This is a genomic window from Hathewaya massiliensis (assembly GCF_902143515.1).
GTDB lineage: Bacteria > Bacillota > Clostridia > Clostridiales > Clostridiaceae > Hathewaya > Hathewaya massiliensis.
This window is the reverse complement of the sequence record NZ_CABFVD010000004.1, coordinates 220,200-245,721: the sequence shown is the minus strand read 5'-3', so window position 1 is coordinate 245,721 and position 25,522 is coordinate 220,200. Positions and strand designations below refer to the sequence as shown.

26 protein-coding genes and 1 riboswitch are annotated in these 25,522 nt (G+C 29.1%); of the genes, 25 read left to right on the top strand and 1 reads right to left on the bottom strand.

All coding sequences use genetic code 11. The features are described from left to right. The first annotated feature begins 6 nt into the window (after positions 1 to 6). The 4 genes from FNZ64_RS09670 (at position 7) to FNZ64_RS09655 (ending at position 6,560) form a co-directional block, all read left to right on the top strand. Positions 7 to 885 (top strand): M15 family metallopeptidase, encoded by an 879-nt coding sequence (locus tag FNZ64_RS09670; RefSeq protein WP_142414596.1) that lies wholly within the window; start codon positions 7 to 9, stop codon positions 883 to 885. Between the two features lie 230 nt (positions 886 to 1,115). Then, complete coding sequence (locus FNZ64_RS09665) at positions 1,116 to 1,604, top strand: hypothetical protein (RefSeq protein WP_142414595.1); 489 nt, start codon at positions 1,116 to 1,118, stop codon at positions 1,602 to 1,604. Positions 1,605 to 2,032: 428 nt separating this feature from the next. After that, positions 2,033 to 5,404 carry a collagenase gene (locus FNZ64_RS09660; protein WP_142414594.1) on the top strand — a complete coding sequence of 1,124 codons (3,372 nt, stop codon included), beginning with the start codon at positions 2,033 to 2,035 and terminating at the stop codon, positions 5,402 to 5,404. A 259-nt stretch (positions 5,405 to 5,663) separates the two neighbouring features. Further along, entirely contained in the window at positions 5,664 to 6,560 is an 897-nt protein-coding gene (locus FNZ64_RS09655) for an N-acetylmuramoyl-L-alanine amidase (RefSeq protein ID WP_142414593.1), read from the top strand. A gap of 60 nt (positions 6,561 to 6,620) precedes the next feature. Here FNZ64_RS09655 and mscL read toward each other — a convergent pair whose 3' ends face one another. Then, positions 6,621 to 7,028, bottom strand: coding sequence for a large-conductance mechanosensitive channel protein MscL (mscL, locus tag FNZ64_RS09650; protein WP_279233269.1), 408 nt, complete (start codon positions 7,026 to 7,028; stop codon positions 6,621 to 6,623). Between the two features lie 195 nt (positions 7,029 to 7,223). Between mscL and yfcE the strand changes: the two genes are divergently transcribed. From yfcE to FNZ64_RS09545, 21 genes are all read left to right on the top strand, one after another. Further along, the gene (gene yfcE / locus FNZ64_RS09645; RefSeq protein WP_142414591.1) at positions 7,224 to 7,766 is read left to right on the top strand and encodes a phosphodiesterase; all 543 of its coding nucleotides are present in this window, start codon (positions 7,224 to 7,226) and stop codon (positions 7,764 to 7,766) included. Positions 7,767 to 7,790: 24 nt separating this feature from the next. Beyond that, positions 7,791 to 7,967 (top strand): HTH domain-containing protein, encoded by a 177-nt coding sequence (locus tag FNZ64_RS09640; protein ID WP_142414590.1) that lies wholly within the window; start codon positions 7,791 to 7,793, stop codon positions 7,965 to 7,967. A gap of 42 nt (positions 7,968 to 8,009) precedes the next feature. Continuing rightward, positions 8,010 to 8,189, top strand: a riboswitch (cobalamin riboswitch). 166 nt (positions 8,190 to 8,355) lie between these two features. Next, complete coding sequence (locus tag FNZ64_RS09635) at positions 8,356 to 9,087, top strand: energy-coupling factor ABC transporter permease (RefSeq protein WP_142414589.1); 732 nt, start codon at positions 8,356 to 8,358, stop codon at positions 9,085 to 9,087. Then, complete coding sequence (locus FNZ64_RS09630) at positions 9,074 to 9,403, top strand: energy-coupling factor ABC transporter substrate-binding protein (protein ID WP_142414588.1); 330 nt, start codon at positions 9,074 to 9,076, stop codon at positions 9,401 to 9,403. Before FNZ64_RS09635 ends, FNZ64_RS09630 begins: the two co-directional genes overlap by 14 nt. A 119-nt stretch (positions 9,404 to 9,522) precedes the next feature. Continuing rightward, complete coding sequence (locus FNZ64_RS09625; RefSeq protein ID WP_243129247.1) at positions 9,523 to 10,395, top strand: YitT family protein; 873 nt, start codon at positions 9,523 to 9,525, stop codon at positions 10,393 to 10,395. Between the two features lie 294 nt (positions 10,396 to 10,689). Continuing rightward, on the top strand, positions 10,690 to 11,301 hold the full coding sequence (locus FNZ64_RS09620) for a superoxide dismutase (protein WP_142414587.1): 612 nt from the start codon (positions 10,690 to 10,692) through the stop codon (positions 11,299 to 11,301). 59 nt (positions 11,302 to 11,360) lie between these two features. After that, positions 11,361 to 12,029, top strand: coding sequence for a hypothetical protein (locus tag FNZ64_RS09615; protein WP_142414586.1), 669 nt, complete (start codon positions 11,361 to 11,363; stop codon positions 12,027 to 12,029). 195 nt (positions 12,030 to 12,224) lie between these two features. After that, positions 12,225 to 12,743 (top strand): GNAT family N-acetyltransferase, encoded by a 519-nt coding sequence (locus tag FNZ64_RS09610; protein WP_142414585.1) that lies wholly within the window; start codon positions 12,225 to 12,227, stop codon positions 12,741 to 12,743. 86 nt (positions 12,744 to 12,829) lie between these two features. Further along, a complete protein-coding gene (locus FNZ64_RS09605) occupies positions 12,830 to 13,678 on the top strand; it encodes an SPOR domain-containing protein (RefSeq protein ID WP_142414584.1) in 849 nt (282 codons plus the stop codon). A gap of 258 nt (positions 13,679 to 13,936) precedes the next feature. Then, on the top strand, positions 13,937 to 14,518 hold the full coding sequence (locus FNZ64_RS09600; protein WP_142414583.1) for a Maf-like protein: 582 nt from the start codon (positions 13,937 to 13,939) through the stop codon (positions 14,516 to 14,518). A 41-nt stretch (positions 14,519 to 14,559) separates the two neighbouring features. Beyond that, complete coding sequence (gene radC / locus FNZ64_RS09595) at positions 14,560 to 15,243, top strand: RadC family protein (protein ID WP_142414582.1); 684 nt, start codon at positions 14,560 to 14,562, stop codon at positions 15,241 to 15,243. Positions 15,244 to 15,261: 18 nt separating this feature from the next. Beyond that, positions 15,262 to 16,287, top strand: a complete 1,026-nt coding sequence (locus FNZ64_RS09590) for a rod shape-determining protein (protein WP_142414581.1) — start codon at positions 15,262 to 15,264, stop codon at positions 16,285 to 16,287. A 2-nt stretch (positions 16,288 to 16,289) separates the two neighbouring features. Continuing rightward, on the top strand, positions 16,290 to 17,144 hold the full coding sequence (gene mreC, locus FNZ64_RS09585) for a rod shape-determining protein MreC (RefSeq protein WP_142414580.1): 855 nt from the start codon (positions 16,290 to 16,292) through the stop codon (positions 17,142 to 17,144). Positions 17,145 to 17,163: 19 nt separating this feature from the next. Continuing rightward, the gene (gene mreD, locus FNZ64_RS09580) at positions 17,164 to 17,655 is read left to right on the top strand and encodes a rod shape-determining protein MreD (RefSeq protein ID WP_142414579.1); all 492 of its coding nucleotides are present in this window, start codon (positions 17,164 to 17,166) and stop codon (positions 17,653 to 17,655) included. Between the two features lie 11 nt (positions 17,656 to 17,666). Beyond that, the gene (locus FNZ64_RS09575; protein WP_142414578.1) at positions 17,667 to 20,810 is read left to right on the top strand and encodes a penicillin-binding transpeptidase domain-containing protein; all 3,144 of its coding nucleotides are present in this window, start codon (positions 17,667 to 17,669) and stop codon (positions 20,808 to 20,810) included. Between the two features lie 110 nt (positions 20,811 to 20,920). Beyond that, positions 20,921 to 21,556, top strand: a complete 636-nt coding sequence (gene minC, locus FNZ64_RS09570; protein WP_423244945.1) for a septum site-determining protein MinC — start codon at positions 20,921 to 20,923, stop codon at positions 21,554 to 21,556. A 16-nt stretch (positions 21,557 to 21,572) separates the two neighbouring features. Next, positions 21,573 to 22,370 (top strand): septum site-determining protein MinD, encoded by a 798-nt coding sequence (minD, locus tag FNZ64_RS09565; protein ID WP_142414576.1) that lies wholly within the window; start codon positions 21,573 to 21,575, stop codon positions 22,368 to 22,370. Between the two features lie 10 nt (positions 22,371 to 22,380). Next, complete coding sequence (minE, locus tag FNZ64_RS09560) at positions 22,381 to 22,644, top strand: cell division topological specificity factor MinE (RefSeq protein ID WP_142414575.1); 264 nt, start codon at positions 22,381 to 22,383, stop codon at positions 22,642 to 22,644. A 114-nt stretch (positions 22,645 to 22,758) separates the two neighbouring features. Beyond that, entirely contained in the window at positions 22,759 to 23,859 is a 1,101-nt protein-coding gene (gene rodA, locus FNZ64_RS09555) for a rod shape-determining protein RodA (protein WP_142414630.1), read from the top strand. Positions 23,860 to 24,144: 285 nt separating this feature from the next. Further along, positions 24,145 to 24,603: a hypothetical protein gene (locus tag FNZ64_RS09550; RefSeq protein WP_142414574.1), complete on the top strand. Its 459-nt coding sequence runs from the start codon at positions 24,145 to 24,147 to the stop codon at positions 24,601 to 24,603. 76 nt (positions 24,604 to 24,679) lie between these two features. Next, positions 24,680 to 25,483 carry a site-2 protease family protein gene (locus FNZ64_RS09545; RefSeq protein ID WP_243129246.1) on the top strand — a complete coding sequence of 268 codons (804 nt, stop codon included), beginning with the start codon at positions 24,680 to 24,682 and terminating at the stop codon, positions 25,481 to 25,483. Positions 25,484 to 25,522 lie beyond the last annotated feature (39 nt).

Here is a 25,522-nt window from a genome sequence, read left to right as displayed (position 1 = left end):
AAAGAAATGGAATTTAAAAAACGTATAAGTGATAAAAGAACAGTAAAAGTTCTTTCTATTAGCTTAATTATTTTCTCTACCATATTTGTATGTGAGAATATATGTAAATTCCATAATAGTGATAATAAGAGTCATTATGTTTATGCACTTCAGTTAGAAGATAACTCTAATGCCGTAAATAGTAATGGGATGAATTTAGTAGACAAAAATGAAAATTGCAAAAAGGATCCTAAACAAGTGGAAGAAGCTATTTTAAAGATAAAGTACCCTATAGTTAATACTTCTTATCTAAAAAATGAAAAGAATTTTGCTGCAAATTGTGATGAAATTAATGTAGTAGCAAATAAAAATAGAAATTTACCTAGAAGCTATGAACCATCAGATTTACTTCCTGTAAAAATAAGATTTACATCAATTAGTTTTAATAAGGAAAATATGCTTAGAAAAGAAGCAGCTATATCTGTTGAAAAACTAGTTAATGATGCTACTATAGAGGGAATATATTTTAAGGGGGTATCAGCTTATAGATCCTATGAAAATCAAGTTGTTACTTACTCATATATTGCAAACTCTAAAGGATATGATTATGCTGATAGGTATTCAGCAAAGCCGGGGCAAAGTGAGCATCAGACTGGATTATCAATAGACCTTGGAATTAGAAGTATGGGATATGACTTAAATCAAAGTTTTGCTAATACCAAAGAAGGTAAGTGGTTAAAAGAGAATTGTTGTAAATATGGTTTTATAATTAGATATCCAAAAGAGAAAACTCATATAACAGGATATTCTTTTGAACCTTGGCATATTAGATATGTAGGTGAAGAACTTGCAACCTATCTTACAGAAAACAACTTAACTTTAGAGGAATTTTATAATATACATTAGTTTGAGTTTATACATAAAATATACAAAGTATTTTTTAAAATAAATATTTATTAATCTTAGTATGAATAAAACCATGCATAAAGGGATAAATTGATTCCTATATATGCATGGTTTTTTGATGTTTAGTTTACCATGCATTATGAAATAGGGATTTTTTAAGGGGGTTTAAAAGTATATTTTAAAAAAAATAGTAAAAGCTAATATTGAACTAAAGATTAGGAGTGGGTAAAGTGGATATAAATTTTAAAAGGCTTCTATACTGTTTTATATGTTTTGGTTTATGTGTAACACTTATAGGGTGCCATGGGAATGTATCAGAAGAAATTAAAAATGGTAAGAAGGAAGATGTATACAAAAATAAGAACATGGATATAAGTTTCAACATACCGAAGACTTGGGAAGATAAGTACAAAATAATTCATATGAAAGATTCTTCAGGAATTAAAAAAGTTATTTTTCAAAAAAAAGATAAAAAATATAAAATTATACTGCTAGAACTTTGGTTAGTAAATGAAAATCAATTAGATGAGTGGAAAGATGTTAGGAAACTTAATGTTATAAAGAAAACTGATAAAGGCATAATTGCCTATTCTAAACCTAGGTTAGAAAGTATAATAGAAAATATAGGTTCTAACGTAGGAAGTAAAAACAAGGAACTGGAAAAAGGGATAAGAGAGATGTATTTATCTAAAGATGACATAATGCAAAGAATTAATTAAATATATTTTTAAACATTAGGGAATATGTTCCATGTTTCATGATTAAGATTTAATAAAATACAACTTATACAAATAAAAAGTTGCAATATACTAAAAATTTAAACAAATATAGATCATAATATATGAGAAGGTCTAAATTTTTAGAAATACAATGTAGAAAAATATCGTACGAAATAAAGTGTAAATAGGAATTAAAAGTGTTAAAAATCTTCTAAAAGTATTTACATTATAGGAAATAATGTATATAATTTTTATTAAACACTAAAATTATATTTTTAGGAGGTGGTTTTACATATGATTTAAAAAAATAAGAAGGTAGATTATAAGAATTTATATATTTAAAAAATCTATTTTCTTAAAATTCGAAATAATAAGTTAATAAGGGTTTTGGTTAAAAGGCTTAATTTGAAAAAATAAGGGGGATATTTATGAAAAAGAATATAATTGAGATTCTAATAAAGAATTATTCAAAAGAATCCAAGTTAGAGTCTTTACGTAGAATTACTAGTGTATCAATTTTAGTTGCAATGCTTACAGCTAACACAGCTAATGTGGTTTTAGCTAAGGATGCAAAAAGGGTAACAGATAATAATATAAATAAAATAGAGAAGCTAAAAAATGCTCCAAGTATAGAAAAAGAAAATAAAGAAAATAATGAAGTTGAACATGCTCTTACGCTAGAAGAGGCACAGGTTAAAGATGTTAAACCAGAAGTTACTTTAAACAAAGCTAACAGTTTAACAGCTTCACCTAGAGCAGTTGCAGCGGCTGCTAAATATGACTTTAGTTATTTAAATACTTTAAGTTATAGTCAACTTACAGAGTTGCTAAAGACAATTCAATGGAATGATATTAATGGTTTATTTGAATATAGTACAGGTTCAGCTACTTTCTTTAAGGATAAAAATCGTGTACAAGCTATAATAAATGCTCTAGAACAAAGTGGTAAAACTTACACTTCAAGTGATATGAAGGGAATACCTACTTTAGTTGAGGTATTAAGAGCAGGATTTTATTTAGGGTTCTACTATGATGATCTAGCTTATTTAAATGATAGGGCTTTCCAAGATAAATGTATACCTGCAATGCTTGCTATTCAAAATAATGTGAACTTTAAACTTGGAACAGCTGCACAAGATGAGGTTATAACATCCTTAGGTAGATTAATAGGAAACGCATCTTCTAATGAACAAGTTGTAAATAATTGTGCTAAGATATTAAAACAATTTATTCAAGGCATGGATGTATATGCTGAAAACTATGCTAAGGGTACAGCAGTTCATACTCTTATGAAGGAAATAGAATATGATTTTAGCTCTGCAACTTACAATAAAAGTCCAAAGGATATGCCTTGGTATGGAAAAATAGATCCATTTGTAGAGGAACTAAAAAACTTAGCTCTTTATGGCAAGGTTACAGAAGGAAATGCTTGGGTAATTAATAATGGGATATATTATTTAGCTAACATAGGTATTTATGCTAATAAAGATAATGAAATAAGAAAAAACCTTACAGATGCTATGAACATGTATACAAAATATGGTGAACAGTATTTTAATGCAGTTGATAGATTATCTGTTATGTATAATGGTATAGATTCCAATGGAAATAAAATAGATATAAATAAAATAGTTAAGGAAGGTACAAATTATTATCTTCCAAAGACTTATACTTTTGATAATGGAAGCTTTGTTATAAAAGCAGGCGCTAGAGTTTCAGAAGAAAAAGTAAAGAGACTTTATTGGGCTGCAAAGGAAGTAAAATCTCAATTCCATAGGGTTATAGGAAATGATAAAGCTTTAGAACAAGGGAATACTGATGATGTTTTAACAATGCAGATATTTAATGATCCTAAGGAATATAAGATGAACACTTATTTAACAGGAATTAGTACTGATAATGGTGGTATATATATAGAAAGCCAAGGAACCTTCTACACCTATGAGAGGACACCAGAAGAGAGTATATATAGTTTAGAAGAACTATTTAGACATGAATTTACTCACTATTTACAAGGAAGATATTTGGTTAGAGGTATGTGGGGTGAAGGGCCTTTCTATGAGAAACCAAGAATTACTTGGTACGAAGAAGGAACAGCGGAATTCTTTGCAGGTTCTACTCGTACAGGAGGAATAGTACCAAGAAAATCAGTAACAAGCTATATACCAACAAATTCAAGCAAAAGATTTAGCTTAAATCAAACTGTAAATGCAACCTATGATAATGGAGGCGATGTATACACTTATGGATTTGCTCTTTCTAATTATATGTATGCAAAAGACATGCCTACCTTCGCTAAAATAAATAAGGCTATATTAAATAATGATGTAACTTCTTATGATAGATATATAAAAGAATTAGCTAATGATAGCAGTAAAAATCAATCATATCAAGCTTATATGCAAAGTTTAGTAGATAATTACAATAATTTAACAGTACCACTAGTTTCTGATGATTATTTAAAAGATCATGGATACAAGAAAGATTCAGAAGTTTATGCTGATATTACAAGAGCTGCTTCTCTTAAAGATGTAAAGACTTCAAAAGAAAACTCTCAATTCTTTAATACATTTACTTTAAGAGGAACTTATGTTGGTGAAGTTTCAAAAGGAGAAAGAGAAGATTGGAATAACATGAGTAAGAAGCTTGATGATGTCTTAAAATCTTTAGGACAAAATTCATGGAGTGGATATAAAACCTTAACTGCATATTTTACAAACTATAAGGTAACAAGTGATAATAAAGTTCAATATGATATAGTATTCCATGGTGTTTCAACTGATAATGGACAAACTGGGAATGAAAATAAAGCACCTATTGTTAAATTAACAGCTCCAAGCACAGGAATAGCTGGAAGAGAAGTTTCATTTAGCAGTAATGGAACTATAGATGAAGATGGAAGCATAGCTTCTTATTTATGGAATTTTGGTGATGGAAAGACAAGCAGGGAAGCAAATCCAGTCCATGTATTTGAAAATGCTGGGGACTATACTGTAACTTTAAGGGTTACAGATGATAAGGGAGCTATGACCACAGAAAGTGTAAGCTTAAAAATAGTTAAAGAAGATACTTCAACTCCTACAGATAAAGAAATGGAACCTAATAATGATTTTAACAATGCTAATGGCCCAATAATAAGTGGAACTAGTGTAAAAGGAATCATGGAAGGAAGAGACACAGAGGATGTATTCTATTTTGATGTAGAAAAAGATGGTGAGGTAACTATAGAGGTGCCTTATACTGGAGACTCACAATTTACATGGCTTGTATATAAGGCTGGAAATGACAACTATTTATCACATGGCTTAGATAAAGGCAATACAAAAACCAATACCTTTAATGCTACTAAGGGAAGATACTATTTATACCTTTATAAATATGATGAAAGTTCTAAAGTATCTTATTCAATAAATTTAAAAGGAAATACATCAACACCAAATCCAAATCCAGAAGAGCAATTTATATATGAAAAAGAAGAGAATGGTTCTATGGATAAGGCAAATATAATTCCTAATTTTAATAGTACTGTTCTTGGTGGATTTGACTATAATGACTCAAATGATTACTATGTCTTTGATGTTAATGAATCAGGCAATGTAAATATAGAGGTTACTAAGCTAGGTAATTTCGGAGCAAACTGGGTTCTTTATAGAGAAGGAGATAATCGAAACTATGTTTCATATGCTAAAGCAGATGGAAATAAATTGGTAAATGGTGTTAATTTATCTAGAGGAAAATACTATTTATGTGTATACAAGACTTCTGGTACTGGTGACTATGAGGTAAGAATACGTAGATAATAAAAAAGTTAGAGTCTCTTAAATTTAAGAGGCTCTACTTTTTTTAAAATACAAAACTCTCCTAGACTTTATTGCATGACTATCCTCTAGTACTCACATCTTCTTCAAAGTGAGCGAAATGAGCAACTAAATACTGGATAAGAAGTTCTAATCTTCATAGGAATAAAGATTTCTTCTGAAGATTAGAACTCTATTTATCTCAAAAATTTAGGGGATGCATATATTAATATTGATATATTAAATACAGGAGGATGATAGAATGATATTTGCGATAGATCCAGGTCATGGAGACATTGGTGGTAATCTAGGGGGTGATGGAGGGGCTATTGGATATTTAGATGAACAAAAAGAAGTTTTAGATATAGCAGAAAAAGTTATAGCTAAACTTATTAAAAGAGGGCATAAAGCTATAAATGTGAGACCTAATAGTGCAATTAGTGTTCGTGATTCCCTTCAAAAAAGATGTGATGGAGCATATAGTGCAGATTATTTGGTAAGTATACATCTAAATGCAGGTGGTGGTCAAGGTAGTGAAGTATATGCCATGTCTAAAGAAGGATATAAACTGGGTGAAAATGTATTAAGTAATCTTGCTTCTCTAGGGTTTAAAAGTAGAGGTACTAAGGATGGTAGTAATCTTTATGTTATAAGACGTTCAAGACCAGTGGCTATTTTAATAGAAGTATTTTTTATAGATAGTATGGAGGATTATGGGAGATATAAATCCTTAGGTTCTGATGCCATAGCAGAAGCTATTGTAAGAGGTTTATTAAAGGAAATTAGTGGGTCACAGTCAGGAAATTCAAGTGAAAATCAAAACAATAACGATAATAAAAACACAGCGCCTAATATAAAAGAACTGCAAAAAGAGTTTAATAAACAGTTCCATGCAGGTTTAGTTGAAGACGGTATATATGGACCTAAAACTCAAGAAGCTGCTAATAGAATATTAGTACTTCCTGGAGCTAGAGGGGAAATTACTAGATGGATACAAAGAAAACTTATATATTTAGGATATAAGGTAGGAAGTTATGGTGCTGATAGTATATACGGTACAGGTACTAGGGAAGCAGTTAGAAAGTTACAATTAGACAAAGGATTGTCAGCCGATGGTATAGTTGGGCAAAATACCTGGAAGGCATTATTAAGTAAGTAAACTATAAAAAAGAAACTTCTCTTAATTATTAAGCATAGGCTTTTAGAGAAGTTTCTTTTTTTATTTTGATTGTTCTTTTAAAAGGTCTCTAATTTCTGTAAGTAGCTCTTCCTCTTTTGAAATTTTAGAAACTGCAAGTTCTTCTACATCTTCTTTTTTTCTAAATCTATTAATCAATCTTACAAATAAAAAAATTGAAAAAGATATAATTAAAAAATCAAATACATTTTGAATGAAGTTACCATAATTAAGAATTATAGGTTTTTCAGAAGCTAATCCATTTAAAGTTAATTTTAAATTTGTAAAGTTAACCCCACCTAAAAGTAATCCTAAAAGAGGCATTATAACATCACTTACTAAAGAAGAAACGATTTTTCCAAAAGCACCACCGATTATAACACCTATTGCAAGGTCAACTACATTACCTTTCATAGCAAACTCTTTAAAATCTTTTAGCATTTTATCCACCTCGATTTAAACAATTATTATTAATAAATAGCAATTATAATTTCATAATGCAATTATAATTTAACATGTTTTTGATGAATTTTCAACCATAAAAAATAAGAGATTAAAAAATGTTTTGTATGGTATAATATTATTGAATTTTACAATTTTCATACTATGTGGAGTAAATCTATCTTAAATAAGAGGTGTATTATAATGAAGATTTTTTTTATGTCGGATATTCATGGATCCTCACATTTTTTAAATAAAGCAATTGAATGTTATAAAAAAGAGGGAGCGCAATATATGGTGATTTTAGGGGATGCACTATATCACGGACCTAGAAACCATATTCCTATGGGATATAATCCAAAAGAGGTAGCTGAAAAGTTGAATTTTTATAGAAATAATATAATAGCAGTAAGAGGAAATTGTGATAGTGAAGTGGATCAAATGCTTATTAATTATCCAATGATGAGTGATTATAATATTATTTTTTTAAATAATAGAAGAATATTTTTAACTCATGGACATTTATATAATAAGGATAATATGCCGCCTTTAGTAGAAGGAGATATTTTTATTTATGGACATACTCATATTCCATTGATTGAAACTTTTAATGGAATAACAATGATAAATCCTGGTTCCATTTCTATACCTAAGGGAGAGAGTGAGAATTCTTATGGTATTTTGGAAGAAGGGGTCTTTACTATAAAAAATTTAGAAGGTAAAATTATACTAGAGGAAGAAATTTAAAGAATATATAAGGAGGGTTTTTAAATGGATATTTTAGAAAAAGTTTTAAACACTTTAAAGGAGTCAGAAGAACCGATGAAAGCAGGAGAAATTGCAGAAAAATCAGGTATAGATAAGAAAGAAGTAGATAAAGCTATTAAAAAGTTAAGGTCAGAAGAAAAAATAGTTTCTCCTAAAAGATGCTACTATACTATTGCATAAATAAATTTAATGTGGTAGTATAAGTTTAGTAATTTTAGAGAAAATTAAATATAAGATTTAGGTTCTATTAGTAGATTAATAGGGAAAGTGGTTAAAATCCACTACAGCCCCCGCTACTGTAATAGATGATGAAACTCAAAAAACCACTGTATGTAAATATGGGAAGGATGAGGAGTAAAGTGATTCTTAAGTCAGGAGACCTGCCTAAATTGTTAAAGTAACCTTCGGAGGGAAGAGTAATACTTATTTTATATCCTATTTAGTATATATTTGCTTTTTATAGGCTTATGAAATTAGAGTCCTAACCTTTATCAGGTTAGGATTTTTTTAATAGGTTTTTATAAGCTTAAGTTAAAGTTTACATATAGGAAAATAAGGAGGAGAGAATATGAAAAATACTAAAAAAATTGGGGTATTTATCTTTTTTCTATTAACCCTATTAACTACCCCTGCATATGTGCAAGCTATGCATATAGCTGAAGGCTATTTGCCAGTAAAATGGGTTATAATTTGGTTTATAGCTTCAGCACCATTCTTTATTCTAGGACTTATAAATTTAAAGAAAGTTTTTAAAGAGCAACCTAATAAGAAAATGTTAGTTGCCTTAGTTGGAGCTTTCGTATTTGTACTTTCAGCCCTTAAAATACCATCTGTTACTGGAAGTTGTTCGCATCCAACTGGAGTTGGTCTAGGTGCAGTAATGTTTGGACCTACAGTTATGACTGTACTTGGAGTTATAGTACTTTTATTCCAAGCACTTCTACTTGCACATGGTGGATTAACAACATTAGGTGCTAATACTTTTTCTATGGCTGTTATAGGGCCCATTGTAGCATATTTTGTATACAAATTGTTTAAAAAATTTGGAGCTAAGCCTTCAGTTGCAGTTTTTGCTGCTGCTGCTTTAGGGGATTTACTAACATATTTAGTAACAGCAATACAATTAGCACTAGCTCATCCAGATCCAGTAGGTGGATTTATGGCATCAGCTACAAAATTTTTAGGAATATTTGCAGTAACTCAAATTCCACTAGCTATTGCAGAAGGACTTTTGTCTGCTATAGTATTTAATTTATTAATGGAATATAAAAAGGAGGGAATAATCGATGGGGAAATCTAAAAAAAGAAATATTATATTATTTATATTAGTTATTGCCATTGTTATACTTCCTCTAATTATAAATTCTAAAGCAGAGTATGGTGGAGCTGATGATGCAGCAGAAGAAGCTATAACTGAAATAAGTCCAGGATATAAACCATGGTTTAGCAGTATTTGGGAACCGCCAAGTGGTGAAATTGAAAGTCTTATATTTGCTGTGCAGGCTTCCCTAGGTACAGGTGTGATTTGTTATTATTTTGGATTTTTAAAAGGAAAGAAGAAGGAACGTGAAGCGCAAGGAAAAGTTATAAACTCTAAAGAAGAAAGAGCAAAATAAGTATAGACTAGTCCATGGACTTTCCATGGACTTTTATATTACATTATTGAGATTTAAATTTAAATTGTGTATAATAGATATCAAAAGATAATAATTTTCATTTAAGGGTGGGGTTAGAAATGGAAACTTCGATGAGTACAAATATAATTACAAGAGATAGAATAATTAGACTTTTTACTGTTCTATTTGGAAGTCTTCTTTATGCTATTTCTGTAAATATGTTTATAACACCTCATAAGTTAATTGCAGGAGGGGTAGCAGGAGTAGCTTTAATACTTCAATATGTAACTAAAATTTCATCAGGGTATTTTGTCTTTATTATAAATATTCCACTATTTATTATTGGAATAAGAGAGCTAGATAAGGAGTTTGGTATATATAGTCTTATAGGAATGATATCCATGTCTATTTTTCTAGTTATTACAAAGGATATTACAACTGTATATGTAATGAAGGATGTGTTTTTATCCTCACTTTGTGGTGGTGCACTTTGCGGTATTGGTATGGGAATAATTTTTAGAAGTAAAGCTTCTGAGGGTGGAACTGATATTATATCTATTATAGTAAGGAAAAGGTATGGACTTAAGATTTCAACTATTACCTTTATAATAAATTTAATCATAGTTGCAGCTGGAGGCTTTTTAGGTACTGTTGAGATTGCAATATATACCATAATATCTATGTATATAAAATCTATGGTTTTAGACAAGGTTATAGAGGGCTTAGATAAGAAAAAGCTTTTATTTGTTATAACTAAGGATCCAGAGGGAGTTAAAAATATTATTCTTACAAAGTTAGGAAGGGGAGTTACTTTCCTTCATGGTGAGGGTGCTTATACAGGTGAAGATAAAAAGATTATTTATTCTGTTATGTCTTCTAAGCAATTAGCAAGGTGTAGGATTCTTATAAACACTATAGATCCAAAGGCAGTAATTACTATTATGGATGTTTCTGAAGTAGAGGGAAAAGGTTTTAAAAAGTCATCATTTTAATTTTTAAAACTCACTCTGTTCAAACATTAAAACTTTTTAACGTAATATTTACTACAGAAATAATGAAATTCTAAAAACTTATTCATATGTGATTACGTAACAATCATATCAACAAAAATATCTAACAAAGCTTAAATTAAAATTATAGCTTTAAATTAATATTTATGGTTTTAAATAACTTGTATTACTTAGTAGTTAATTTACAGATTGCTATTAATTTTACAAGTTATTTTTTTGTGACGTTTAATTGGAGTAATCATATTATATATAAGGAGCAATTTAAAAGGGGATTATATGTTTAGAATTGAAAAGGAGAGTTTTAATTTTAAAACTGTACGAGGATTATCAGAAAATCAACTTAACCAACATTACAAATTATATGAAGGTTATGTAAATAAAACTAATGAAATATGGGGCATATTATCAGAAGATAAAAACCTTGGAGAGGGAAATCAGACTTATAGTAAAGTTCGTTCTTTAATGAGAGGACAAAGTTTTGCATTAGATGGGGTTAAACTTCATGAATTATATTTTCAAAACATATGTAATAGTGGAAGAGGTATTCCTTTATATTTTTTAAAAAAGATAAATGCAGATTTTGGGAGTTATGAAAGATTTCTAGAAATATTTAAAAAGACGGCACTATCTGTTAGAGGATGGTGTATGCTGTGTTTAGAACCTAAGGATTGCAGATTGCATGTATATGGCTTAGATGCTCATGATAATGGACCAGTTATATGTTCTATACCTATAATTGTTTTAGATGTATACGAGCATGCTTATATGATTGATTTTGGTATTGATAGAAAAAAGTATGTTGATGTTTTTATGGATACATTAAATTGGGATATTGTAAATAGAAGGCTTTTAATGGGAGGGAAAATTTTAAATGCCTTGAGAAATTAGTATCATTTTAAATTAGTAAACATAAATTAGTAGTGTAATTTATTTAGGGAGGTTAAATAATGTTAGAAGATTTAAATAAATATGAAAGTCTTGAGTTAGATATGGAAGAGTATGCCATGGTTCCTATTCAAATGAATTTAACTTTCGAAGATAATGAATTTGGTGAACTCACAAGGTCATGTGAAAAGGATGAGGAAACATATTATGAGGGAGAAGATTCTATGAACACATATTTTGAAGAAAATAATTTTCTTGAAAGACAGTTTGAAGAAAAGGACTTTCCTCAAATAGAGTTAGAAGAAAATTACTTCCATGATGAACTAGAGTATATAAACTATCCCTTATTAAGTGATGATGAGTTTCTTAGAATAGAAGAACCATATAATTATGACATTAACATGGAGCAACAATATAGCTATGATATTAATATGAATGAAGAGCCACGTAACTATGATTTTAATATGGAGGAAGAACTTTTAAGAAGTGATGAAGAAATAGTACCTAATTTTGGGGTTCCTTTTTTTATAGAGGAGAAATATTTAGAAGAAGAAGTAATGCATAGAAATGGTAGCGAAGAAGAAATGGAAACCGTGAATAAGGTAAATGAGATATTTAAGAATATAGAGTTAGAGCACCCAAGTGTTACAAGAAAATTAGTTAGATATGGAGTTCCATACAATGAAGCAACTATGATAGTTAGAAAAGTTATTAAATTGACATTGGCGTAATAAAGTTAATGGTTTTTGCATAGGTATTATAAGGGAAAATAGCACTATAGTTTATTTTAGGTAAATCTAAAAGGATTTAAATCTTTTATAAATATGGTGCTATTTTTTTTATTTGTTATTATTTTAATTATAAAATTTAAGAGGAAATTAATCGAATACGTAGAATTTTATAATTAAAGGTAGGAGGTATGAACTATGTTATATATGGTTTTAAATTCAGAAGATATAAGGATAAGTAGTATAGAAAAAGAAGATATAATGTATATAGATAAGGAACTTGGTAGAGACAAATTCTTTATAGAAAATACTAATGTTTATAGCATAGACGACCTATATGAAAGGTTTTTAGAATACTATCTTACGGAAGGTGAATTTTTTCTTAAAATAGAAAATAGCAAAGGTGATTTTTTAGGTTTTTTTAAAGGTAGAGTAGAGTTTAAGGATTATAATGTTGTATGGATAAACTGTTTCGTTATAAAGGAAGAGTATAGAGGAAGAGGATTAGAAGATAAAATATTAGGTGTTATTCTTAAATTTTTAAGGAGTACATATGATGTTAAAACCATATATACAGGTGTAACTAAGGAGGAAAAAAGAAATTTGGCACTTTTCAAAGAAAATGGATTTTATATACTAAGAGTTTCTAAAGAGTTTTATGAAATAAATAATAAGAAGAAAGATATGATAATTTTAGCTAAGGATTTTAAAATATAATTTTGTAAAACTTTAGTAAAGAGTAATAAAGTGATTTATCCTTCATAAAATTGTAATAAGATTAATTTTACTATGGAGGGATAAAGATGAAATATACAAAGTATAATATAAGGGGTGTTAAAAAACCTCAAAAGAATAATAATTTTCTTCTATTAATAGTATTTTGTATTTTGTTGGTTTTTTTATTAGCTACTTTACTAAAAGGACTACTATTTAAAGGTAGTTTAGGAGATAAATTACCAACTTTAAGTATAGACAATTTGAAAAAAGAGTTCAAATTAAAAAAAGATATTCTACAACCTAAAACAGAAGAAAATAAAACTACAAGAATGAATGAGACTGAAGAAAATGATACTAAAAAAGATAATAAAAAGGATATTAGTTCAAATGAAGAAGTAAATAATACTAATGTAGGATTAGAAGAAAATAATATAAAATTTTATTCTGTACAATGTGGAGTTTTTAAAAATGAGGAAAATGCAAAAGCAGTTTTAAATTCAGTAGATAAGATAGGACATTCCTTTATTGTTAAAGAAGGAGATTTATATAAAGTTATAAATGGAGTTTTTGAAGAAACCTCTTCCAATAAAGTCATAGAGGATTTGGGTAAATCAGGTATAGAAGGAGCTAAAATTAAATTTCAGATAAAAAAAGATGGTGGGAACATAGAGAAAATTGGTAAAGTTGTTGATGCTTTTATTAAAGTTCTTAATAAATTAAATGAAAAGGATGTAAAAGAAATAAAGACAGAGGATATAAAAAAGTGGGTAAGCACCATAAATGGTGGAGATAAAAATAGTTCTAATTATAAAAATTTAGAAAATATAAAAGCTTATATAGGAGGGCTTCCTAAGGAATTGAAAAAGAGTGATTTAAAAGAGAATTATGAGTTTTTGTATAAGTTTTTAACAGAATTAAATAAGGAAAATAGATAAAATAGGATAGCTTGTAGCTATCCTTTAATTTTTATTACTGAAAAATTACAAAAGCTTTACAAATATAAAAATTTTATAAAATGAATCCTCATATACTTGTTTATAAATTTATTAAATGATAAACTATATAAGATGTAAAATTAAAACTTATTGATAAATGAGTATCCTTAAGTATTTTAATTGTGCTAATAAATTTAAATTTAATAAATATATTTTATATTTTAAGGTTTTTGTCAATAATTTATTAGGAGTGATAAAGTGGAAATAATACTTGCTTCAGCTTCTAAAAGAAGACAGGAATTATTAAAGGAATTAATTTCTGAGTTCACTATAGTGAAAAGTGACTTTGATGAAGAGAGCATTCCTTTTCATGGTGAACCTTCAAAATATGTAGAGGAAATTTCAAAAGGGAAAGCTTTAAGTGTATATGAAAGTTTAAAGAACAAAAAAGGAAAACTAATAGTGGCTTGTGATACCATAGTTTACCATAATGGGGTAGTATTAGGTAAACCTAAAGACAAAGAAGAGGCCTTTATTATGTTAAGATCTTTAAGCGGAAATACTCATGAAGTTTACTCAGGGTTTACTGTTTATAATACAACTACCGATGAACTGATACAGGAGTCTTTTTCTACTAAAGTAAGGTTTATGAAGCTAAAAGAAAAAGAAATAGAAGACTATATAAACACTGGTGAACCTTTTGACAAGGCAGGTGCTTATGGTATTCAAAGTGGAGCTTCAAAGTTTGTAGAGTATATTGAAGGATGCTATTTTAATGTAGTAGGACTTCCTTTAAATAAATTATATAGGGTGTTTAGGGAAATGGGAGTAATTTCTTAATTAGTTGGGGGTAATTTCTTAAATTGAAAGGTGAGAAATTTATGGAAAATTTAACTTTAAAAGAGTTACCTCAGAATGAAAGACCAAGGGAAAGACTATTAAGATATGGACCTCAAAGCTTATCCAATAGTGAGCTTATAGCTATTATTTTAGGTACAGGAAATAAGGGAGAGAATATTTTATCCCTAAGTTCTAGAATAATAAAAGAAAGAGGAGGATTAAATGGACTTTTAACCTCCACTAGGGAAGATTTCTTAAAGCTTAAGGGAATAGGAAATGCTAAAGCTTCTCAGCTTATGGCTATAGTTGAAATATCTAATCGGTTTAGAAGCTATAGATCAGGAGAGGAATATAAGGTATGTTCTCCTAAAGATGCAGCACAATATGTAATGGAAGAGATGAGGGGGTTAAGTCAAGAAGTACTAAAAGTCATAATGCTTGATACTAAAAATAAAGTTATACATGAAAAAAATGTTTCAATGGGATCTATTAATTCTTCCATAGTACATCCAAGAGAAGTATTTAAAGAAGCCATTTTAAAAAATTCAGCTTCTATAATAATATTTCATAATCATCCTTCTGGAGATCCCTCACCTAGCAGTGAGGATATTAATGTAACTCATAGAATTAAAGAAAGTGGGAAGATTTTAGGTATAGATGTACTAGATCATATAATAATTGGAGATGGACGTTTTATTAGTCTTAAAGAAAAAGGAGTATTATAAAACGAAAGGAGAAAAGTTATGGGATTATTCGGGATTTCAAAGGATATGGGAATAGATTTAGGAACTGCTAACACACTTATATATGTAAAGGGAAAGGGAATTGTTTTGCGAGAACCTTCAGTAGTTGCTATAAATTTAGATAACAACAAAGTTTTAGCAGTGGGGAATGAAGCAAAGGAAATGATAGGGAGAACTCCAGGTAATATTGTAGCCATACGTCCTATGAGAGATGGTGTTATAGCTGATTTTGATGTTACTGAAAAGATGCTTAATTATTTTATAAAGAAACTATGTTCAAAATCTGCTTTTGCTAGCCCAAGAATAGTGGTTTGTTACCCTTCAGGAGTGACGGCTGTAGAGAGAAGGGCAATTGAAGGTGCTACAAGAAGTGCTGGTGCTAGAGAAGTACATCTTCTAGAAGAACCAAGAGCAGCTGCTATTGGAGCAGGGCTTCCAGTAGATGAGCCTACAGGAAGTATGATTGTAGATATAGGTGGTGGAACTACGGAAGTTGCAGTTTTATCTTTAGGTGGTATAGTTACTAGCCAATCTTTAAGAATTGGTGGAGATGAACTTGATGACTCTATTATGGCTTATATAAGAAAAAATTATAATTTAGCTATAGGAGAGAGAACAGCAGAACAAATTAAGCTTTCTCTTGGAACTGTATTTAGAAAAGAGGAAGAAATTAATGAGGAGATAAAGAGTCTAGTTGTAAAAGGAAGAGATTTAATAACAGGACTTCCTAAGAATGTAGAGGTAACTGAAGAAAATGTAAGAGAAGCACTTAGTGAGCCTATAGTATCTATAATAGAAGCTATAAAGGTTACATTAGAGAAGACACCACCAGAACTAGCATCAGATATAATGGATAAAGGTATTACTTTAACTGGTGGTGGAGCATTAATTAAAGGATTGGATAGCTTAATACACCATGAAACTCATATGCCCGTAAGAATAGCAGAATCACCTCTAGACTGTGTTGTAATAGGCGCAGGAAGAGCTTTAGATACTATAGGATTACTGGATAAGAAAAGAAGATAGGCATGAAGTTTTTAAAGAAAAATAAGTTAATAATTATTATAGTAATTTTATGTGTAGGTTTTTTTGCTTTAATAAGCTATACGGGGAAAAAGGATAAGTCTGATGTATTTAGCAATGGTGTAGGAGTTATTTTAAATCCTGTTCAAGAAGTTTTATATAAAGTAAATTCTAAAATAAGAGAGACATTCAACTTTGTATTTAACTATGGAAAAGTTAAAGAAGATAATAAAGCTCTTATAGAAGAAAATAACAAATTAAAAACGAAGCTTATTGAATATGAAGATTTAAAAAGTCAAAATATAAGACTTAAAAAAATGTTAGACTATAAAGAGGATAAAGATAATTATAACTATGTTGGATGTGACATAGTTGGTAGGGTTGGAAACAGTTATTTAGAAGGATATACTATAAATAAGGGTACAAATAATGGGATAAAGAAAAGAATGGTTGCTATAACTTCAGAGGGGCTAGTTGGTCAGGTTACATCTGTTGGAACGAACTGGGCCATTGTTCAAGTTTTAGGGAATGAAAACATTTCAGTAGCAGCATTTAACCAACGCTCAAAAGAAAACAATGGAATAGTAAAGGGGTATAAGGACTCTAATAACAATGTTCTTGCTAGAATAGAAATGTCAAATTTAGAATCAGATATAAAAGAAGGAGATAATATACTTACATCAGGGCTAGGAGACATTTATCCTAAAGGGCTTACCATAGGAAAAATAATTAAAATTGAAGAGGACAAAGGGCAGTTTATAAAGTATGGAATAATAAAACCAGCAGTAAATATGAATAAGTTAGAGGAACTATTTATAGTTGTTTCAAAAGAAACAAGAGAAATTAACAATAAAAATTAAATATTAAGGGGATGCAACTATGAAAAAAGTATTTACAGTTATAGGTTGTGCATTGATATGCTTAGTATTAGATAATAGCTTAGTACCTTTTTTGGGGGTTAATGGATACTATCCTAGTCTTCTTTTAGTTTTTGTTATTTCGTATTCTATATTAAATGATACAAAAGATGCCATTATCTTAGGGAGCTTTAGTGGACTAATGCAGGATGTTTATTTTAATGGTACATTAGGGGTGAATGCATTTTCAAATTTAATAGTTTGTCTTTTAGCAAGTCAGATAGGTAGAACAATTTTTAAAGAAAAATTTCTAATGCCTACTCTAACAAATTTTGTACTTAGTATAACTAAAGGAGTTATACTGTTATTATTGTCTTTCTTTATAAGAGAAACTATTTCCCTTAAGTCTATTATTTTTATTAGCATATATAATTTTATTATAGCTATATTTATGTACAGGTTTTTATTTAAGCTTTCAGAAAAACCATTTATGAAAAATTATTGGAAATTTTAAGGGTGATATAGATGAAAAAAAAGAAAAAACCTTATAATAGATATAATAGTTTTTTGATATGTCTAGTTATTATTAATATAGCTATTATATCTAAGCTTTTTTATCTTCAAGTGGTAAAGGGGGAATTCTATAGTGAAAAGGCAAATTCTAATACTCATAAAATGATATTAAAAACTGCTCCCCGTGGACAAATTCAAGATAGAAATGGAAATATCTTAGCTACAAGTAGACAGAGTTTTATGCTTATTTTTACAGAAACAGAAGAGAGTAAGAAGAGTTTTTATACAACTATAGATAAGGTTATGGAACTTTTAAAAAAAAATAATGCTACTATAGAAGATGATTTCCCGCTTAAAATAGACCCTTTTAGATTTGAGTTCAATGTATCAAGTGAGAGTTCAAGAAAGTGGAGTGAATTAAGATTCAAAAAAGATAGAGGACTAGATGAATATATATTAGAAAAAAAGTTCAAGAAAAAATTTAAGGGCAAAAAGTTAGATGAACTTAAGGAAGAGGAGAAAGCTCTTATTGATGAGGAGCTTAAAAAAGTTTCACCGGAAGAGGTTTTTAACATCCTAGCCACGAAGAGATATGAAGTCTGTGATCTTGTAAAAGAGGATTATATAAAAGAAAAGTGGGACTCCATTCCTGATAAATCTAAAATAGATAAAAAAGATTGGGAAAAAAACACGAACAAGAAATGGAAAGAGTTACCTGATGACTTTAAGGTAAAATATTTAAACAAGAAATATGACCTTAAGACTATAAGGGATTATGTCTTAATTAAAGATAAAATGAAAATGCAAAGTTTCTCTGGGTATAAACTAGTTATTATAGCCAATGATCTAAAAGAGGAAACCGCATATATTTTTGAACAATTACAATCAGATTTACCTGGTATATCAATATTAAAACAACCGATTAGAGAGTATCCTAATAAAGAGCTTGCATCTTCAGTTTTAGGATATATAAGAAAAGTAAACTCTGATGAAAAGAATAAATATGAAGAAAAGGGTTATGATGCAAGTTCAGATTATATAGGAGCTGCAGGTATAGAGGAAAAATATGAAGATTTACTTCGTGGAACTAAGGGACAAGAGAGTATAGAGACTAATAAATACGGAAGAAAGATAAAGACATTAGGAGAACAAACTCCTTATCCTGGAAACAACATTCAGTTAACCTTAGATAGAGATCTTCAAAAGATTACAGAAAAAGCTCTTGATGATCAAATGGAAAAGTTGCAAAAACTAAAGGATAGAAAACCAAGTGGAGACAAAGATGATGCTGATAAGGGAAATGCTACTAGAGCGGCGGCTGTGGTTATAAATGTAAAAAATGGAGAAATACTTGCTCTTGTAAGCAGGCCAGGGTATGATCCAAATTTATTTACAACACCAGGAAAGTTGTCATCAGAAGAATATAAAAAATTCTTTAGTCCTGATCTCGAAAAGTTTGGACGTGAATATATAAGAAAACGAGGACTATTAAACTTAAAAGAGTTTAATAGTAAAAACATTTCTTCTATGAATGCTAAAGAAAAAGAGGAATTTCTTTTAAATCAATTATTTCCACTAGCTAAAGGAATAGAAGGAAATACTACAATTAGAGAAGATACTTATGATATATATCCAAAACCTTTTTATAACTATGCTACAAAGTCACTAGTACCTCCAGGTTCTATATTTAAACCTGTTACAGCAGTAGCGGGGCTTGAAGAGGGAGTTATTAGTGAAAATACTGTTGTATATGATGCAGGTCCTTATAATAAGAGATATAAAGATTATAAAGGTGCCAGCTGGATGTATAACTTGTATAGGGGTAGTCATGGAAGTCAAAATCTAACTAAGGCATTAGCTGATTCAAACAACTATTATATGTATGAAATTGCAGATAGACTTTTTGTAAAAGGCGGAATTGAAACTAAACAAGGATTAAATCTTCTTGCTAAATATGCTTGGAAGCTTGGACTTGGAGCAGATCCTGAAAAAAACCCTAATTACTCTACAGGTATAGAGTTAGATGAAAGTTTTGGACAGGTATATAATTTTGAAAGTGGTAAAAGGACATTATCAGTTCTATATATGTATAATCTTTATAATTATTTATCTCAAGGTACAGCTTCTATTTGGGGGATAAACTTTAAAGGAATAAATATAATTCCAAATGATAAGGAAGACCCTAAGGTGAATGAGATTAAAAAGAAGCTTACAGAGAAAATAAAAACTCAAATGGTTAATGATAATAAAAATATGAAACAATTTCAAGGGGAAATAAGAAAGAGTTTAAAGGAACTAATAAGTTCTTCTAAGGAATTTAGTTCAAAGGGATATACAGATAAAGATATAGAAGGAATGATAAATTCTATACAGTCTTCAGTAAATGATGCTACAGGAGAAATTAAGAGTGGTACGAATCTTTATAATGCATCTATAGGTCAAGGGTTAAATCAATTTACCCCAGTACAACTTGCAAATTACGTTGCTACCTTGGTTAACGGAGGTAATAGATATAAGGCTCATATAATTAACAAGGTTATAGACCCTGATGGAAATATTATAAAAGATTATTCAAAAAATCTTGAGCTTATTGAAAAAGCAAACATAAGCCCTGAAACTGTAAGATCAGTAAAAAAGGGAATGCAAGAAGTTACTGCGGAAGGTGGTACTGCTGCTGGCATATTTAAGGATTTTCCAATTCCCAATGGTGGTAAAACAGGATCAGCTACCTTTAGTAATACTCAGAATGAAATAGGAAGGACTGCTTATGGTAATTACGTCGGTTTTGCACCTTTTGATAATCCTGAAATCGCAGTAAGTGTGGTTATGTTTGATGGCGGGCACGGTTCTTATGCTGCAGAAGTTGCAAAAATAATATATGAAGGATACTTTAAAAATAAAATATTAAAACAAAACTCTAATTATAAATTTACGTATCCGGATATTTTAGGTATAAAAAAAGAGGATAATAATTCAGATAAAAAAGTTAAAGATTCCAAACAAGAAAACACTGATGCAAACAAAAATCAAAATCAAAATCAAAATCAAAATATAAATAACAATAAAAAAAATAATAATAATGTAAATAGCAATAACAATACTAATACCAAAACAGATAACGAAAGCACTAAAGAACAAGAAAATAAAAATCCATAGATATATTAATATAAAAATAGCACTATATGTGCTATTTTTATTGTATTAATAAGAAGGATTTTAGTCATCTCTGTTGAACTATATCTATGTGGTTGTTTTGGAGGTCTTTTATGATTAAAAATAATGGAATTATATTAAAAGGTAATCGTGAAGGCTTAAATATTATTATAAATATGGATGCTTTTAATGATTTTAATGAAATGTCTGAAGTACTTGTTGCAAAGCTTTCAAAAGCAAAAAGGTTTTATAAAGGAAGTACTTTAAAGATTACTACAGAACTAAAATACATAAATGATAGAGACTTAAGAAAATTAAAAGACATATTATTTGAAGAGTTCTTAATTAAAGATTGTATTTTTGAAGAAATTGAAGAAGATAAGAGTAAGATTTTTAATGGTATAACAGAGGGAAGAACTAAGTTTATTTCAAAAACCATAAGAAGTGGACAAATAATAAAGTATGCTGGAAATGTAGTTATTATTGGGGATGTTAATCCCGGAGCTGAAATATATGCAGAGGGGAATATTGTGGTATTAGGTGCTTTAAAGGGACAAGCCCATGCAGGAACTAGTGGGAATTTAAAAGCTTTTATTGCTGCTTTAAAATTACAACCACAGATAATTCAAATAGGAAATATGATAACTCGTTCACCAGAGGATGATATTAAGCCTCTGTATCCAGAGATAGCTAAAATTAAAAAAAGGCAGATAATAGTAGAGCCGTATTTACCTAACAAATACTTGTAGACAGGGAGTGAATTTTATGGGTGAAGTAATAGTCATTACATCAGGAAAAGGTGGAGTAGGAAAAACTACAACTACAGCAAATATAGGTACAGGATTAGCTTCCTTAGGGAAAAAGGTAGTGGTTGTTGATGGAGATACAGGACTTAGAAATTTAGATGTTTTAATGGGATTAGAAAATAGAATAGTATTTACTATTTTAGATGTTATTGAAGAGAGATGTGTTCTAAGAAAGGCATTGATTAAGGACAAAAGATTTGACAGCTTATACTTACTTCCTACAGCTCAGTGTAGAGATAAAGACGATATTACAGCGGAAGATATGCTTAAAATTATTGAAGAATTAAAAAGTGAATTTGATTATATTTTAATTGATTGTCCAGCAGGGATTGAGCAAGGATTTGAAAATGCAATAGCTGGGGCGGATAGAGCTATTGTTGTAGTAAACCCTGAAATAACTTCTGTTAGAGATGCAGATAGAGTTATTGGTAAACTTGATGCAAAAGAAATTTCAGAACATTATCTAGTAGTTAATAGACTAAATTATGAGATGACAAAGAATGGAGATATGCTAGGTGTAGACGATATAATAGAATGCCTTGCAATCAAACTTATAGGTGTGGTTCCAGAAGATAAATCAGTTACTATTTCTACTAATAAAGGGGAACCCATTGTATTGGATTTAAATTCAAATGCGGGTAAAGCCTTTAGCAACATAGGAAGAAGACTTATTGGGGAAGAAGTTCCAATTCAAAACTTTGAGGAAGAATCTTCAGGGTTTTGGGGAACAATAAGACGAATTTTTAAAGGAAAGTAGGAGGTAATACATGGAATTATTAAAGTTTTTTACAGGGAAAAACAGTCCTAAAGATGTAGCATCAAATAGATTAAAATTAATATTAATTCATGATAGGGCAAATGTATCACCAGAGCTTTTAGAAAAAATAAAAGTGGACTTACTAGAAGTCATTACAAAATATGTTGAAATTGATACTGAAGAGTTAGATGTTAAAGTTACAAGGACAGAAGAGGTTGAAGGAAGTTCTCCTGCATTAATTGCTAGTATTCCTATAAAAAAAATTAAGGAATAATTTTTTATGGCTGTGGAATTCATTAATTTTAGATGAATTTCCACAGTCCTTTTCATATAGAATAAAATTTGTGGTATAATCTATTTGTAAAATAATTTGGAGGTACATTTGAAGATGTTTGAAAGGCTGAAGATGAATTCGAAGTTGTGGAAAGAACTAGATTATACTATGTTAATCACTAGTATATTAATAGTTTTATATGGGGTTATAAGTATTTATAGTATAGTTGGCAGTTTAAATGCTAAAAAACAGATAGTTTGGCTTATACTATCTTTAGTAGTAACGTATATAATATTAATTTTTGATTATAAAATTTTTAGTAATTATACTCCTGTATTTTATTGGTTCACAATAATTTTACTAGTAATAAATGATTTTTTTGCAGGAACTGTTGTAAATGGTGCTAAGGGATGGATAATTGTAGGTCCTATAGCTGTTCAGCCTGCGGAGTTTGCTAAGTTGTCTTTGGCCATGATGCTTGCAAAGAAAATAGATGATATGGATGGAGAGATAAATGATATTAAAAATTTTTTCATCTTAGTTGCATATACTTTAATTCCTATGGTTCTTATAGTAATTCAACCAGATATGGGCATGACAATGGTGTGCTTTTTCATGGTATTAGGTATATTTTATGTGGCAGGATTAAATTCTAAGGTTATTATAAGTGGACTTACCAGTTTAGTCTTAATCATAGTAATAGTTTGGAATTCATCTATAATGCCTTCTTATTGGAAAGGAAGGCTTAGTTCCTTTATAAATCCTGAAAAATATGAGAGTACTTATGGACATCAAATTATTCAAGCACAAACAGCTATAGGTTCTGGACAAGTTTTCGGTACAGGGTTTTTAAAGGGAAAGCAGATGAAAATTGTTCCTGAGGCGCATACGGACTCTATTAGTGCTGTTATTGGGGAACAGTGGGGATTTATTGGAATGCTAGTGTTACTAATTTTGTATGGAATTTTAATATATAGAATGATAAAAATAGCCGCCAGTTCAAAGGATAAGTTTGGATCTATTATATGTATTGGCATAGCCTCTTATTTCTTATTTGCCATAATTCAAAATATAGGTATGAACATAGGAATAATGCCAGTGACAGGTATAACTCTTCCCTTAGTTAGTTATGGAGGAAGTTCACTTTTAACTAACTATATGGCTATTGCATTAGTTTTGAATATAGGTATGAGAAGAAAGAAAATTAATTTTTAATATAAGTTTTTTTAAACTTCAAAGTGATTTTAAAATAGATTTCTATTTTAATCATTTTGAAGTTATTTTATTTTGTGGTTACATTCTCGAACATTGCCAGTTCTTTAAAATGGTAGTAAAGGGGTAGTCAACAATAACTAGTTTTAAGGTTTACTGGGGTCCTAAACTTATTTTGGAGTTTAGAACTTTTTTTATCTTTAAGTTATAGCTCAATATTCCTAAAGTATCATATATTAAAGATTCCTTAAATATAATAGAAGGAGAAAAAAATTAGGGGGCGATACATTGGGAAATTACAATATTCTTTATAAGGAATATTATAGAAAAATTAATAATAAAAAAACTCCAATTAGAAATGGCGTGGAGACTAATAAATTTAAAAAAGATGATAATGACTTAAGGACTTATAGATTTAATAATTACAATGAGTATAGTAGGTATAATAAAGAGATACCTTATTTTAAAAAGAATTATATAGAAAAAGTTATAATAAGACATCTTATAGGTACTCTATGTCTTTTTATTATTTTTATAGGGTTAAAGTTAGTGGTAACTCCTGAAACTAAAGATATCTATGGTTTTTGCAAAAATGAGATAACTAGGGAATATAGCATAGAGGATGTAGTTAAAAGCGCAAGAAGCATAGATTATAGAAGGCTAATGAAAATTATTGAAGAAGGAACAGAAAAAATTAAATCATTTAATTTAGAAGAGAAATTAGATTTTTTAAAAATAGATCCGTAAAGACATTAATTTATTACTATATTGGGGGGGAGAGGTTATAAAGTTTACAAAATCTTTTTTTATATATATTTTTATATTGGTTATTATTGGTTTTAAGAGAGAGATATTAAGTTCTCTCATTTTTGTTTTAATTCATGAATTTACCCATTATATAGTAGCTAGATTCTTGAATTTCTCTGCCTACAATATAAAAATTCTCCCCTTTGGAGCAGTTTTAAGTCTTAAGGATATAGATGAGGCTGAACCTTTAGAGGATTTACTAATATCTATATCAGGTCCTTTAATAAATATAGTTTTAGCAGTTATTTTTTACTTTTTACATTTAAAGTTTAAGAGAGAAATTTATAATGTATATTATGTAAGTAATATAGTTCTTGGAGTATTTAACTTAATACCAGCATATCCCCTTGATGGTGCTAGAATTTTAAGAAGTCTTTTAAGTTTAAAGACCTTCTATAAAAAGGCAAATAAAATTACTTTAAATATAAGTATTTTTATTGGAAGTGTAATGTGCTTTGTATATTTTTTATGTTTTTTTAAAGGAATATACAGTATAAATTTGGGGCTTATTTCTCTATTTATTATTTATACTTCTATAAAAGAGAAAGAAAGGGTGGCATATATAATAATGGGTGATATCATAAAAAAAAGAAGTAAATTTTTTAAAAGAGGATATCTAGAAAATAAAAGCATATCACTCTTTTATAAGAAGGATTTACTAAGGGCCTTAGAACTTGTAGATAAGAATAAATACAATAGTTTTTTTGTTCTAGATGAGGAATTAAAATTAATTGGTATAATATATGAGGATGAAGTAATTGAAGGACTTAAAAATTATGGTAATATAACTTTAGAAGAATATTTGCAAATAGAAAAATAGATATATACCTATAAATAATAACTTGTAAAAGTAACACAA